We start from the raw sequence: 13,678 nt of genomic DNA, 5'->3' as shown, positions 1-13,678 counted from the left end.
ACAAGCCATTCCTTAGATCGTGCGAAGGGATGGCTTTTTTTTGATCAAAAGTTCCCTAATAAATTTGACGTTCTAATTTAGTAATTAACTTTCGAGTTGACTAGATAAAGTATATGATAATTGAAAACACAATAAGAAAGAAGAGACAGGGGGATCCAATGAAGCGAACCAGTATACGTATAAAACTGATGCTAATCATGATTTGTCTCACTTTATTGCCAGTGATCACCATTACTTGGATTGCCACGAGTAACACAAAGCAATCTGTTGAGAAAGAACTGATAGAAGGAAATCGTGCGCGTATTTTGTGGGCTGATCAATATCTGAACGAGTTAACGGAGCAAATGGATGCCTTATTTTATTCATTGCAAATTAATCAAGATTTAATGGATGGAATAAGGGATAAAAGCAATCAAGATGTTGGTTTTCAATATCGCTTCCACAATCTAATTCGTGAGACATTGACGACAGCCTTTTTTTCAAACTCCCGAAAGATTGATGATTTGACCTTATCTATTGCTACTAGTGGTGAAGCATACACCGTGAATCATACAGGGATGATTACAACACGAATGGGAATGAATGAGGGAGTATGGAGCCGGATGGAGCAAGGCCCGATAAATATGTATTTCGCACAAGAGGATCATGAGATTTATGTTTTGCATAGTATTAATAGATTTGAAGATCGTAAGCTCCTTGGAGGAATTGCTACCCATCTGAATCAGAACGTCTGGAACGAAGTTAGCACCCTTCTATTATCCGAATCGGATAGCTCTGTATATCTTCTCAATGATGAAGGAGAGCTTCTTTCTGGGACGGATGATTGGATCGACAATGCTACTGTCATAACAGATCAATTTGTTCAGTTAAGTGATCAAAATTCGGAGTTAGACTTTCGCAAGACGAATGACGGTTTCTATTTCATGAAAAGGGTTGGAGCAGGGGGAATCACGATTGTGAAATTCATTCCTATCTCTACGGTAACAGCCAGTGCAAAATCTACAGTAGAGGCAGGGATATTTACCGGTATTTTGTTCGGGGCACTATCTATTGTATTATCAATTCTTGTATCTTTACAAATCACTCGTCCCATCATTTCATTAGCTAGAACGATGTACAAGACAAATTTCTCGAACTTTGAACAGAAGTCTGTCCAATCGCAGGATGAAATTGGACTTCTTCAGGTTGGATATAACAATATGATGCTTCGTATTAAAGAATTAATTGAAGAGGAATACCAGCATGAAATCAATGTGAAAAGTGCTCAGTTAATGGCATTACAAGCCCAAATAAACCCTCATTTTTTGAATAACACGCTTCATATGATTGGGGGAATGGCTCTGATGAAAGGAGCACCCGAAATTTATATAATTACGAATGTCATTGGGGAACTGTTGCGTTATTCAATTAGTTACAATGATCTGGATCAGTTGGTCACCCTCGAAGATGAGATAAAGCACACAAGGAATTATATATTTATTCAAGAAAATAGATTCAGTGGACGATGTTCGATAACTATATCCTCGGATCCAGAATTGTCGCAAGTCAGACTTCCCAAATTTACGTTGCAGCCCCTTATAGAAAATGCATTTGAGCATGGTCTCCAACCACAGGAAGGAACATGGGTTCTTGACATACGTGTGACACGTGTTAGAAATCGGATAGCACTGATCATTCAAGACAAAGGTGTGGGAATGTCAGAAGAACGTAAGAGACAGCTCCGCCAAGGGTTAAAAGATGGAGAATATCGAGACAAGAGTATGGAGCATATTCATTCCTTGGCACGACCACATGGGATTGGATTGATGAATGTACACTCACGCTTGAAGCTTCAATTTGGCCCAAAATTCGGTCTGAGGATCTTTAGTAAAGATGGTGAAGGAACCCTAATTATTGCTATTTTACCAACTACATTAGGTTAATAAAGGAGAAGCAGGAATGCCTAACTATAAAGTTTTAATTATTGATGATGAACCTTGGTCTAGACAAGTTGTACAAGCACTTGGTGCATGGGACAAGATGAATATGACTGTTATCGGAGAAGCAGAAGATGGTAAACAAGGGCTCAGACTTATAGAGGAATTACAACCTCACATTGTTATTACTGATATGCGAATGCCAGGTATTGAGGGAGTGGAACTCCTACGTCAAATTAGTGCTGAATATCCGGAAAAAGAGATTATTGTCATGAGTGGATATGATGATTTTGTATACCTGAAGGAAGCTATACGTTCACGAGCGGTAGAATACCTATTAAAACCGATAAATGAGAATGAACTTAATGACGCCTTACTAAGATGTTCCCAAAATTTGCAGGCGATCGATAGACTACATGAGGAGTTACCTGAGGTACCGTTCTTTTTTACAGATCGAATTGCATTAGAAGAATACTTAGCCTACCGACAAAGAATATTCGGCCACTTACTAACTTTGAATAAAAGTATGGTATCGCATGAATTTGCTAAGCTGGCAGAGTTTATGGAACGTATGACGAAGGACTCAGATCGAGCGAAACCCGTTTCTCAGATTAGCCATGACTTCTTCTTGATGTTGAGTAAATTTGTCTCTGAGCACGACATGGAGTTAGGTCAGATTTGGATGGAGGAAGAAGTTAAATCAGAGGATAATAAAACAAAATGGAGCTCTTTTAATGAAGCGGTAGCTGAGCTTAGCCGTGTTTTTGCTGATATTATTGATCGTATTGAAGGACTGCAGAAGAATCGCAATCGACTTAATCTTGGGGAAGTAAAATTATATATTGAACAGCATTATCAGGACGATATCTCTCTAGAGACCATCGCGAGTCATTTTTTTGTAAGTAAAGAACACCTAAGCAGAAGTTTTAAGAATATAACAGGGGAGAACATATCTGATTTTATCGTACGCATGCGGATGGAGAAAGCTCGGGAGCTTATCGTCGAAGAAGGTTTGCCTATTAAACACGCAGCTCAATTATCGGGGTATGATGATTTGGCTTATTTTTACCGGGTGTTCAAAAAGCATTATGGTATGCCTCCAGGTAGCCTACGCAAAGAAGATTAATGGATCTCAGGTATCGTTCGCATCTCAATATTGTCCAATAGGAGAAGCTAATATATTCAAAAGATGTTAAGGGCCATCTTCTTTATACTTAGCGTGAAGTTAAATATTAAGGGAGGTTACAACATGAAGAAAATGCTGAAATTGACACTTATCACTGCATTAGTCATGACTGTATTGGCTGGTTGTGGGTCTAAATCCAATACGGCGAATAGTGTTAACAACACCAACAGTAGTATAACCAACGAAAAACCGAAAAAAGTAGAATTAAAGGTATTTATGAGTTTCCCAAGATTTAAAGATCAGTTTGATGCTTACTTCGAAAAATTCAAAGCGAAAATGCTTGCTGAACAAAATATTGATGTATCGATCAAGCTTGAGATGCCTAACTCGGATCAGGCGAAGCAAATCTTGCAGACACGGTTGTCATCTAATGATGCACCAGATTTATTTACCTTACATGCGATTGCTGATATCCCTACTTATTACAAAGCTGGTTATTTATCTGATTTGTCAGATCAACCATTCGTTGGTGGGCTGTATGAGAGCGTTAAGAACACCGTCATATACGACGGGAAGGTCGTAGCACTTCCACTAGAAAGCTTATCATGGGGATATTTATACAATAAACAGATGTTCACTGAATTAGGGTTAACTCCACCACAAACATTGGATGAAATGAAAGCGGTTGTAGAGAAGCTGAATGCTAAAGGGATTAAACCATTTGAACTCGCATTCCAGGAATCTTGGATTCCACAGTTAATGATGGCACTGTCGCTGGGGGGAATTGTGAATTCAGAACATCCAGATTGGATTGAACAAATGAATGCGGGTACTGCATCGTATAAGGATGTAGAAGATGTATTTAATATTATTGATTTAATTATGGAGAACGGTACGGATAAGCCTTTTGAAGTAAGTGGAGCTACAGGCTCAGCAGACTTCGCAAACGGAAAATCTGCGATGTGGGTACAGGGCTCATGGCAGGCAGAAACATTGCTAAAAGTTAATCCGGATATGGAAATTGGGGTTGCTCCACTTCCTGTAAGTAATAATCCAGACGGTACAATGATTAATCTCTCTACATCGACATCACTGGCTGTGTCACCAACAAGTAAGAACAAAGAGGTAGCCCTAGAATTGTTAAATTTCATCCTTGATGAGAAAGAGTCGTCTGCTTTATTTGAAGAACTTAAATTTAATCCTGTATCCACTGTTCACAATTACAAGACATTTCCATGGGTTGATGAAGCATCCGTATATGTATCGAAAGGAAAGGCCTATCAAGATTTGTCTCTACCTAATGGCGTGACGGATGAAACTGCTAAACAATTACAAAGTTATTTTGCTAAAAGTGTGACCAAAGAGGAGATCATTAAGGCGCTCGATAAAGCATGGGCCGCTGGTGTTCAGAACAGCAAATAATTCAATTCGAAATAGTTGTAGTTCCGAAATCAGTTTAATGGGAGTGACATACGACGATGATACATCAAGGACGTAAAAAAATCATTTCGTTGTTGGCCTTCGTATTTCCTGCATTACTTTGTTATGTTGTATTCTTCCTCGCCCCCGCATTCGGGGGCGTATGGTATAGCTTAACAGATTGGAATGGATTAAATCCGAATTACAGTTTTGTTGGACTGGCCAATTACGTGGAAGTTTTTAAGCAAGATCCTGTTTTTTGGGATTCATTATGGTTCACTTTAAAATTTGTGATATTCATGGTTATTTTGCAGAATGCTCTCGCTATATTATTAGCTGTGTTTATAGAATCAAAGGGCAGAAGTAAAGTGTGGTTTCGAACGATCTTTTTCATGCCAAATATGATCTCCATGATTATCGGTGGTTTTATGTGGATGTTTATATTCACGAAGGTACTTCCTTATATAGCGGAACACACCTTCCTTACCTTTATTGATCAATCTTGGATCGGAGATCCCGCTTACTCATTCTTTTCGATATTAATAGTCTCCCTTTGGGGTGGTGTAGGGTACTTAATGGTTATATACATCGCTGCATTACAAGGCGTACCCAAAACATTGAAAGAAGCAGCTGAGATTGATGGAGCTAGTGGGGTTCAAGTTTTTAAAAATGTTACATTACCGATGATTTTTCCTGCGTTGACGATTGGTCTATTTGTAACTTTGAATAATTCATTCAAAGTATTTGACGCCGTATTCTCTCTAACTGGCGGAGGTCCAGGTCGAGCAACACAAGTCATAGCATTAAATATTTACGAAGAAGCATTTTCGATGACTAGCCGTTATGGTTACGCGAGTGCGAAAGCGATGATTCTCTTCCTCGTTGTATTCATCATTACCATGATACAATTGCGGATTATGAAGAAAAGAGAGGTGGAAGCATGAGTACCATTCGGGCGAATGCCAATTCTGCTTCACTAGGTTCACCGGAATCAAGTCATTATCTAAGGAAAGTGAAATTCGGTTCGATCCTTACATTTATCTTTCTTGTAGTTGCAGCAGCATTCACATTATTCCCCATCTATATGGGGCTGTTGAATTCCTTAAAGACAGAAGGAGAAATGCTGAATAACATTCTTGCTTGGCCTAAGACATTTCAATTTAGCAATTACAGAGATGCTTTTAATAAAATCAACTTTCTGCAGAGTCTTTGGAATACGGGTGTCGTAGTTATCGTTGGTTTAGCTGGCATTATTATCTTCGCCTCGATGGCAGGATATAAATTGTCTCGTACGTCTGGAAAATTAAGTAGTGTATTATTCTCGCTATTTGTAATGTCCATGTTAGTTCCTTTTCACTCTGTCATGATCACCTTAAACAAAATCGCTAAAGTGTTATCTTTGCAAGGTTCTACAATTGGCCTTGGACTGATCTATATTGGTCTAGGCGTATCGATGGCCATTTTTCTCTATCACGGATTCGTGAAATCAGTTCCGCGAGAATTGGACGAAGCGGCTGTCATAGACGGCTGTGGAGAAGTGCGACTGTTCTTTAAAATTATTTTTCCGTTGCTACTTCCTATTACTGCGACCATTGCGATATTGAATGCACTGTGGATGTGGAATGATTTTCTTCTGCCGTTGCTAATGTTGACCGACTCGGATCACTATACGTTATTGTTATCAACAAATATGCTCTTTGGCCAATATGGTAACAATGATTGGTCAGCAATTTTAGCATCACTGATCTTAGCCATGTTGCCAGTCATTATTTTGTATTTATTACTACAGAAATATATTCTGAACGGTGTCGTTGACGGTGCCGTAAAAGGATAAATAATTCTTGAAGATGGAGAGAAAGTAATGAACATACATCAAAGCAATGAAGTGACAGGCTTTGTCAAAGCCGAGGGACAACAAATTTTGAATGGTGAGGGAAAACCATTTTTGCTGCGTGGTGTAGGGCTCGGAAGCTGGTTGTTGCCTGAAGGATACATGTGGAAATTTCCGGAACAAGGCGATCGTCCTCGTCGAATGGAGAAAATGATTGAAGAAGTAATTGGGCAAGAAAAAGCAGAGCAATTCTGGGAAACTTATTATGATTATCACAGCTCAGAAGCGGACATACGGCGTATAGCAGAAGAAGGCTTCAATTCAGTACGTTTACCGATCAATGCCAGATTTCTAATTGAAGAAGATTATCCGGTTCGCTTTAAAGAACACCATTTTCAAATTCTTGATCGTATGATTGACTGGTGTAAAACCTATAAACTTTACGTGATTCTGGATCTCCATGGAGCACCTGGTGGACAGACGGGAACCAATATTGATGATTCGGAGCATGATCAACCTGAGTTATTTATGGAAGAGAGTCATCGAAAGGCTACTATCGAAATTTGGGCGGCCTTAGCGAGAAGATACAAAGATGAATGGATCATAGCTGGATACGACCTGCTCAATGAGCCATTACCGGAGTGGTTTAATAAGTACAATGATCAGGTAATGCCATTATACAAGGAGATTACAGAAGCCATTCGTGAGATCGACAAGAAGCATATGATTATTCTGGAAGGGGTTCATTGGGCCACGGATTGGACTATTTTTGAGGATAAGTTCGATGATAATTTGATGCTCCAATTCCACAAATATTGGAATAACCCAGATCAGGAGAGTATTCAGAAATTTTTGGATAAACGTGATGAATGGAATGTTCCTATCTTCATGGGAGAGGGTGGAGAGAACAATATCGAATGGTACGTAGGTGCCTTTAGCCTATATGAAGATCTATCGATCTCATGGAATTTCTGGACATGGAAGAAGATGGATACAAGCAATTCACCTTGTTCTATTAGACAACCAGAAGGATGGCAGTTATTTATCGATTATCTGCAAGGTGGAAATAAGCCTGATCCAGAGACAGCTGGAAAGATATTGTTATCGTATCTAGAGAATATGCGGTTAGAGAATTGTGATTATCACCCAGAAGTGGTGAATTCCCTATTTCGTAGACCATCATTACAAATACCTGCTATATTCTATGGATATCGTAAAGAAGGTATAAGTTATAGGTTAGCTAACAAAGCAGAGCAGAATGTTGACTTCCGAGTACAGGATCGAACCGATATCCGATTCATCGATAGTACGAGAACAACACCTAACTTCGAGCATGGACAAGGACAATCTTGGTCCGATGATGAACGTCTTTGCCTGCAAGCTTCTTCGGGTGATTGGTTTAAATACGAAATCAATGTGCGGTCCTCTCAAGAATACAGTTCCTACGCCATGGATGTGAAAATGTCTGCTGTAGGTGAAGACGCTTGCCTAACTATCATCATAGATGATGAACAAGTGGATTCGATTGTACTTCAAGGTGATGAGTGGAGAACATATCCACTGAGCAATAAACTTTCCTTGTCGCAGGGGTTACACCAAGTTCAACTAAAAGTCGCCTCTGGTACAATTCGCATGGATTGGTTGGCTTTGCGTTAGCAGATTGCGGCGCTTTGAGCGGAACGAAGAAGCGCAATAAAGAAATGAAGCAGAGGAGAATGCTAAGTATAAACGAATAAGCCATCCCCGTAGATCTTGCGCAGGGATGGCTTGTTTTTTATTCTTAATTCTATCTTGCAACTCTTGTCTGTGAATGAGCGTTAATATTATTATACATTTACTGGCTGAAATTTTGTTTTCTTTTTCAATATACATTTATATAACAATACCGAAAGGAATGAGTGAGATGAAACATCCTTTTCATTTGAAAGCAGTATGGAATGGTGGACGTAACAGTGAAGGACATATTGATGCAGGCGGGTTGAAAACGATCATTTCGATTCCGCAGGAGATGGGGGGGCCGGGAACAGGTACTAACCCTGACGAAATGCTCCTAGGAGCAGCGTCGACCTGCTATCTGATTACTCTGGCAGCGATGTTGGAACGTTCGGATATTACACCACAGGAACTGACATTGGAGTCTGAAGCGACTGTAGATGTAACGAATAACGTATTTACGTACGAACGGATCATGCACAAACCACGGATCGTGCTTAAAGGTGATGCAACAGAAGCCGAACTGGCGAAAGCTGAGCGGCTGGCACATATGGCAGAACAGTCCTGTATGATCTCCAGAGCAGTAGCAGGTAATGTCTTAATTGAGACGCAGCCTATTGTTGTAACAGTAGGGGTTAACGGGGGATGATGAATTGATATTTCAAGTTCCTTTTTGGAAAAAGTCACCTTCATATCATTCGTACAAAATAAGGCTATACGGGATTTAGCTATGTCAACGAATTTTACAGGAGGTAAATACTCGATGAAGCAGCGATAGCGGGCAGTCATGGGAAAAGCTAGAGGTAACCCTCCCGGAAACCTTCAATGAGTATCAAAAAACGCCACTTTCACCGTGGACTGAAGTGGACGTATGATTCATCATATGATAGGCTGGTCGATTCTAAATAAGAACAAGAACAAGGGCGGCCCTCAATGGCCGCTCTTATAATGTTTTAAACGCTAGTGCCGCTCGCTGCTTCCATTTTTTAGGATGTTCAAATACAATTCTGCTATTATTTCAGGGCTTTACCCAGGACGTTTTCAGATCCATTTCCCGAATACATTCAACTGAGTCGTGCCTATTGTTTTCAATCATTGGAGTGACCGCGTAAACCTCCATTTCTTCTGCAGAATAAGGCCGCAGAATCGGGTTCAGCGCTTCCAGGTCATTTGTCTCCTCATCAAGCCAACGGTTCATATCCTGCGGGGACAAAATCGCCGGCATCCGACTCTCAAATTCACTAATTAGTGGGTTAGCTTCTGTCATGACCAGGGTGCAGGTACGGAGAGGTTCCCAACGCGCATCACGCCAAATTTCGTATAGCCCTGCTACTCCGAATATACTGCGGTTTTTCATAACTACCCGAACTGGATAAGTCTTCTTTCCTTCTTTTTTCCAATAGTAAAATCCATTGCACGGGATAATGCAGCGCTGCTTGTCCACCATTTTGGGGTAGGTTGGATTCTGATGCACATTTCGGAGATCCGCATTGATCGCGTCTTTTCCCCAATAAGGAACGAATCCCCAGCGGAACTCATCCAGAATTCGCTCTCCATCCTGCTGTAACACGACTGGCATTTCCTGCGTGGGGCTAATGTTATAGCGGTCTTTATAGTAGTACATCACACGGCTAATTTCAAAATGCTCCTTAACTTCTGGAAGTTCGGCCGCCATTGAAAAACGTTGACACATGAACCATCAGCCTCCTTTTATTCCGTAGTGTTTGTTAAAGAAGGTAAATTATTCATGGTACCGAGCGCCTTGAACTAGCTCGGTCAAAATTCGGAATGACGATCCGAACGGAAACAACAAGAAGGAGATCTACGGCCTTATGGGAACGACGGGTCAAATCGGAAATGTGTGCAGCTTCGTATTCGGAGCTTTTATACTTTAGGTATAAAAAAAGAGGCTAATCACAGTGTGAGTTAGTCTCTTACATGTTGTCCTTATTTTATCCAGCAGTATAACCCATATCAGCTTTATACTCGCCACCTGTGCAAGCTGAGGCTTTCTCACTAAGAAGGAAGCAAGCAAGCTCGGCTACTTCGTGCGCCTCTGCATAACGCTTGATCGCATTATCTTGAGCAATAGCCTCTCGAACTGCGTTTTGGTCACCTAACGAAATTTCGAAATTATCCATCATTGGTGTGTGTGTTGATCCTGGTAATAATACGTTTACCCGAATTCCTTCTTTACCTAGTTCAATAGCAAGGGACTTAGTAAGTGTAATAATACCAGCCTTACTTGCAGAGTAGGCACACATGTTCTCGAAGCCAAAGGTCCCGTGAATAGATGCACAATTCAAAATTACGCCGCTAGTTTTGCGCAGATGGGGAATAGCATATTTCGCACCCAGCAGTTGGCTATATAAATTAGTCTTCATGACTTTATCGAATTCTTCGATAGGATATTCGGCTAATAAATGCGGCTTGCCGGTATAAGCAGCGCAATGGAAGACTCCATCAATTTGGTCATAAGCTTCGATAGTTTTATCAATATAATTGATGATATCAGCTTCAACAGCCACATCACCTTTAACATATACTGCTTCACCGCCAGCGGCTTTAATAGTATCGACTACTTCCGTACCATCTGCAGGAGTCCGTGCAACTACAACTACTTTACCACCTTCCTGAGCGATCTGAATTGCTGTCGCTCGGCCAATACCTGTGCTACCACCTGCTACGATAATTACTTTTCCATCAAAATTGCGCTCTGTCAAAAGACCACCACTCTCGTTAGTATTGAAAGGATTATGAAAAATTTTAATCCTTTCATACATTTATATTAATATAGAGTATAGCCACTGAACAAGGATTAACCGAGTGATCATGCCATAGGTATTTTCATAGATAGAATTAAGGAAGTCGACCTTTAGGTCGGCTTTCTTGGTTTTACAGGATTGCTGGGATGCGTCTAATCTCTGCGACCTGCTTCATCGAATGGGCATTTTCAGAAAGTAAAATGGTTAGGTGAAGTAGCAACAAAGGGTCGTGAAATGGACGAATATAAATTAAACCCTATTTACAAAATGTTCCATCATATGTATAGTTGTATACACAGGTAACCAACCATACAAGTTTTCGACTGTTAGTTCAGGAAAGGCGGTTATTGATGAAGACGATTTTGGATGAAAATCAGCCGATCTTTCAGCAGATTGCCCAAATGATTATGGATGAGATTGTAGAAGGACAACTGAAGGAGGGGGAACAAGTACCGTCTGAGAATGAATTGTCGCGCTTCTATAACATTAACCGGGCGACTGTTCGCAGAGGCCTTCAGGAATTGGCCGATAAAGGGTTTATTTATAAACAACGCGGCATCGGCATGTTTGTAAAGAATGGAGCAAAGCTGCAATTGTTAAAGGAACGGCAGAAGCAATATCGTGAAGAATATATTATTCCATTATTAGAAGAAGCGAAAAAAATTGGGCTAAGTGTGCAAGAAGTAGTTCAATTGATCGAGGAGGAGAATGGATGATTCGTGTTAACGAGGTAACCTATTCATACGATAAAGTTTCAGTTCTGCGAGGTATCTCATTCGAAGAAAATGAGCCGGTGATCACGGGATTATGGGGGCGTAACGGTGCAGGCAAAACAACGTTGATGAGGCTGCTTGCTGGTCATGTGCGGCCTGATCGTGGAGCTATTGAAATTAATGGTTCAGCACCGTACGGCAATTCTGCAATTATACAGAACATATGCTATATGCAAGAGGATCATCCATTCAGTATGATTTGGAGCGTGCATGACGCGCTTCGATTCGGGAAGTACTTCAACGCCAATTGGGATCAACCAACGGCAGATAGACTAGTTAAAGCCTTCAAACTGGATGAAAATAAGAAAATATCCAAGCTGTCAAAAGGGATGAAATCCGCACTCCAGTTTATTATTGGACTATCTAGTCATGCGAGTGTAACGATACTTGACGAGCCGACGAATGGTTTGGATGCCGCAGTGCGGAAACAAATGTATCAAGCATTAAGAGAAAGCCATGAGGAAACACCTCGTCTCATTCTGATTTCCACGCATCATATCGAGGAAGTCCAACCACTATGTGATGCACTGATTGTTATGCACAATGGTAAGCTGTTGCTACATCAACCGATTGAAGACCTTCGCGAGCAAGGAGTATGGCTTGCTGGAGAAAAGAACACGATAATGAGCGTCGCGAGCGGTCATAGGGTGCTAGAGCAAACTACACTCGGGTCAAAAATCAGAGTCATGCTTGATGTTCCATATACGAAGCAGTGGAAGGAACAAGCTCATACCCTTGGATTGTCGATTGAAAAAGTGGATTTACAGGATTACTTGCTGAATATTACAGAGGATACGGAGGTGATTGCATGAGTTCATGGAAGGGTGTATTTCGGCTAGTGTTTGAGGATGTATATTGGTATTTCGGAAAATTATTACTACTGTATATAACCATCCCATTGACTATCGTATGGATTCTCCTCGGAATTTTCTTTGGTCTCAACGACACTACGATTGCTGCGATATCAGGGCCAACCTATTTCTTTGTTGCTGGGTTCTCAATTCTTGGCTTCAAGCAGCTTTTTGTACTTGCAATAGCGTCAGGAAGTACGCGTACACAATTCATGAAAGTGTTTTATTGCTTAAGTCTGGCTGTAATCTCATTGACCATATTATGCCTGAATGTTTGTCAATTTGTGTTGGTGACCGTATATAAGCAATCTATGGTTGAAGCGCAAATCCTGCATCCTGCGAGATTATTTCTGAAAGAGTATCAATTTTTACCTTATTTGTGGGTAGACTTGATGGTCGGTCTGGCTTTATTCGGTCTTACTTTTCTCGTAAATACAATCCTGTACAGGGTGGGATTCACTCGCAGTTTGGTCATGTTCATGTCCGTGACGATCATAGGTTTATTTCTATATTACGGGAAATTTCTCTCAAACATATTCAATGGGTTTTGGGTCGAGATGAATGCTATGGAGGTAGTTACTTTAATTGGGGCGGTGAGTCTGGTTGCTATTTTCGCCACTTATCCGATGATGCGCCATGCGCCATTGCATCCTAGACCGAAGAAAGGAAGATGATCTTCGGTAGAGGCGAAAACATTTGACTTTGGAAACTCAAGGTTCGAGCTCGCTAGGGTCCCTCCGAATAATAAAGTGAACACACCATTATGCTTATGGTGTGTTTTTTGTTTGGGGATCATGATGATGATCGAACTATTTAAAGAGGTTTGATCATCCTGTAGTTTCCTAATGTTATGCCTCTACGTTCTACTAACTGCGATTGAATAACTCTGTAGCCGTGGCTTTCAAAGAAGGGTTTAGCGGTGATACTAGCATCCGTTAACAGTTCTTTCAGATCTAGCTGTACTGCTTTTGATTCAAGTGCGTGCAGTAATGCTGAAGCGATTCCTTGTCTCTGATAATCCTTGTGAACGTATAGACGATCCAAGTAACCTTCAGGAGTCATGTCGGTAAAGCCCACAATTGCACCGTCGATCTCAGCAACATAAGTGACATTGTAGCTCATAGAGTCTTTCCAGGTTTGAAGTTTGAGTGTCTGCAAATCTTTGGGGGCCCAGGCATCAAGTTGCTCTGGCGAATAGTCTCGTTGATTAACCGAATGCACAGTATCGTAGAACAAGGTGACAATCTGAGTTATATCATTTTCAAGAAATTTTCTAATCACCAT

13 protein-coding genes are annotated in these 13,678 nt (G+C 40.8%); 10 read left to right on the top strand and 3 right to left on the bottom strand.

Annotation, left to right across the window (positions count from 1 at the left end; all coding sequences use genetic code 11):
- Positions 1-158: 158 nt before the first annotated feature.
- From IEW05_RS11055 to IEW05_RS11025, 7 genes are all read left to right on the top strand, one after another.
- Positions 159-1,922: a sensor histidine kinase gene (locus IEW05_RS11055; protein ID WP_188538645.1), complete on the top strand. Its 1,764-nt coding sequence runs from the start codon at positions 159-161 to the stop codon at positions 1,920-1,922.
- A 16-nt stretch (positions 1,923-1,938) separates the two neighbouring features.
- Positions 1,939-3,042 carry a response regulator gene (locus IEW05_RS11050; protein WP_188538643.1) on the top strand — a complete coding sequence of 368 codons (1,104 nt, stop codon included), beginning with the start codon at positions 1,939-1,941 and terminating at the stop codon, positions 3,040-3,042.
- A gap of 123 nt (positions 3,043-3,165) precedes the next feature.
- Positions 3,166-4,464, top strand: coding sequence for an ABC transporter substrate-binding protein (locus IEW05_RS11045; protein WP_188538641.1), 1,299 nt, complete (start codon positions 3,166-3,168; stop codon positions 4,462-4,464).
- Positions 4,465-4,520: 56 nt separating this feature from the next.
- Positions 4,521-5,405 carry a carbohydrate ABC transporter permease gene (locus IEW05_RS11040; RefSeq protein ID WP_188538639.1) on the top strand — a complete coding sequence of 295 codons (885 nt, stop codon included), beginning with the start codon at positions 4,521-4,523 and terminating at the stop codon, positions 5,403-5,405.
- Positions 5,402-6,295 (top strand): carbohydrate ABC transporter permease, encoded by an 894-nt coding sequence (locus IEW05_RS11035; protein WP_188538637.1) that lies wholly within the window; start codon positions 5,402-5,404, stop codon positions 6,293-6,295. The genes IEW05_RS11040 and IEW05_RS11035 overlap by 4 nt, the downstream gene beginning before the upstream one ends.
- Before the next feature lie 27 nt (positions 6,296-6,322).
- Positions 6,323-7,948, top strand: a complete 1,626-nt coding sequence (locus IEW05_RS11030) for a cellulase family glycosylhydrolase (RefSeq protein WP_188538634.1) — start codon at positions 6,323-6,325, stop codon at positions 7,946-7,948.
- 247 nt (positions 7,949-8,195) lie between these two features.
- Positions 8,196-8,654, top strand: a complete 459-nt coding sequence (locus IEW05_RS11025) for an OsmC family protein (protein WP_188538632.1) — start codon at positions 8,196-8,198, stop codon at positions 8,652-8,654.
- Between the two features lie 369 nt (positions 8,655-9,023).
- On the opposite strand, the gene IEW05_RS11020 is transcribed toward IEW05_RS11025, so the two are convergent.
- Both IEW05_RS11020 and IEW05_RS11015 read right to left on the bottom strand, forming a co-directional pair.
- On the bottom strand, positions 9,024-9,698 hold the full coding sequence (locus IEW05_RS11020; RefSeq protein WP_188538630.1) for an SOS response-associated peptidase: 675 nt from the start codon (positions 9,696-9,698) through the stop codon (positions 9,024-9,026).
- Positions 9,699-9,957: 259 nt separating this feature from the next.
- The gene (locus IEW05_RS11015; protein WP_188538628.1) at positions 9,958-10,728 is read right to left on the bottom strand and encodes an SDR family NAD(P)-dependent oxidoreductase; all 771 of its coding nucleotides are present in this window, start codon (positions 10,726-10,728) and stop codon (positions 9,958-9,960) included.
- 392 nt (positions 10,729-11,120) lie between these two features.
- Between IEW05_RS11015 and IEW05_RS11010 the strand changes: the two genes are divergently transcribed.
- Genes IEW05_RS11010 through IEW05_RS11000 form a run of 3 tightly spaced genes read left to right on the top strand, consistent with a single transcriptional unit; the run spans position 11,121 to position 13,068 of the window.
- Positions 11,121-11,486: a GntR family transcriptional regulator gene (locus IEW05_RS11010; protein WP_188538627.1), complete on the top strand. Its 366-nt coding sequence runs from the start codon at positions 11,121-11,123 to the stop codon at positions 11,484-11,486.
- Positions 11,483-12,355, top strand: a complete 873-nt coding sequence (locus IEW05_RS11005) for an ABC transporter ATP-binding protein (RefSeq protein ID WP_188538625.1) — start codon at positions 11,483-11,485, stop codon at positions 12,353-12,355. The genes IEW05_RS11010 and IEW05_RS11005 overlap by 4 nt, the downstream gene beginning before the upstream one ends.
- Positions 12,352-13,068, top strand: a complete 717-nt coding sequence (locus IEW05_RS11000; protein ID WP_188538623.1) for a hypothetical protein — start codon at positions 12,352-12,354, stop codon at positions 13,066-13,068. Before IEW05_RS11005 ends, IEW05_RS11000 begins: the two co-directional genes overlap by 4 nt.
- 139 nt (positions 13,069-13,207) lie before the next feature.
- Here the strand turns inward: IEW05_RS11000 and IEW05_RS10995 are convergent, their stop codons facing one another.
- Complete coding sequence (locus tag IEW05_RS10995) at positions 13,208-13,678, bottom strand: GNAT family N-acetyltransferase (RefSeq protein ID WP_188538621.1); 471 nt, start codon at positions 13,676-13,678, stop codon at positions 13,208-13,210.

Source organism: Paenibacillus segetis, assembly GCF_014639155.1.
Classification (GTDB): Bacteria; Bacillota; Bacilli; order Paenibacillales; family Paenibacillaceae; genus Fontibacillus; species Fontibacillus segetis.
The sequence above is the reverse complement of the archived record's forward strand: the minus strand, read 5'-3'. Positions and strand labels throughout refer to the sequence as shown.

Coding starts and splice junctions, on each gene's coding strand:
- IEW05_RS11055 (WP_188538645.1), top strand. CDS start 159: ATGAAGCGAACCAGTATACGTATAAAACTGATGCTAATCATGATTTGT.
- IEW05_RS11050 (WP_188538643.1), top strand. CDS start 1,939: ATGCCTAACTATAAAGTTTTAATTATTGATGATGAACCTTGGTCTAGA.
- IEW05_RS11045 (WP_188538641.1), top strand. CDS start 3,166: ATGAAGAAAATGCTGAAATTGACACTTATCACTGCATTAGTCATGACT.
- IEW05_RS11040 (WP_188538639.1), top strand. CDS start 4,521: ATGATACATCAAGGACGTAAAAAAATCATTTCGTTGTTGGCCTTCGTA.
- IEW05_RS11035 (WP_188538637.1), top strand. CDS start 5,402: ATGAGTACCATTCGGGCGAATGCCAATTCTGCTTCACTAGGTTCACCG.
- IEW05_RS11030 (WP_188538634.1), top strand. CDS start 6,323: ATGAACATACATCAAAGCAATGAAGTGACAGGCTTTGTCAAAGCCGAG.
- IEW05_RS11025 (WP_188538632.1), top strand. CDS start 8,196: ATGAAACATCCTTTTCATTTGAAAGCAGTATGGAATGGTGGACGTAAC.
- IEW05_RS11020 (WP_188538630.1), bottom strand. CDS start 9,698: ATGTGTCAACGTTTTTCAATGGCGGCCGAACTTCCAGAAGTTAAGGAG.
- IEW05_RS11010 (WP_188538627.1), top strand. CDS start 11,121: ATGAAGACGATTTTGGATGAAAATCAGCCGATCTTTCAGCAGATTGCC.
- IEW05_RS11005 (WP_188538625.1), top strand. CDS start 11,483: ATGATTCGTGTTAACGAGGTAACCTATTCATACGATAAAGTTTCAGTT.
- IEW05_RS11000 (WP_188538623.1), top strand. CDS start 12,352: ATGAGTTCATGGAAGGGTGTATTTCGGCTAGTGTTTGAGGATGTATAT.
- IEW05_RS10995 (WP_188538621.1), bottom strand. CDS start 13,678: ATGGTGATTAGAAAATTTCTTGAAAATGATATAACTCAGATTGTCACC.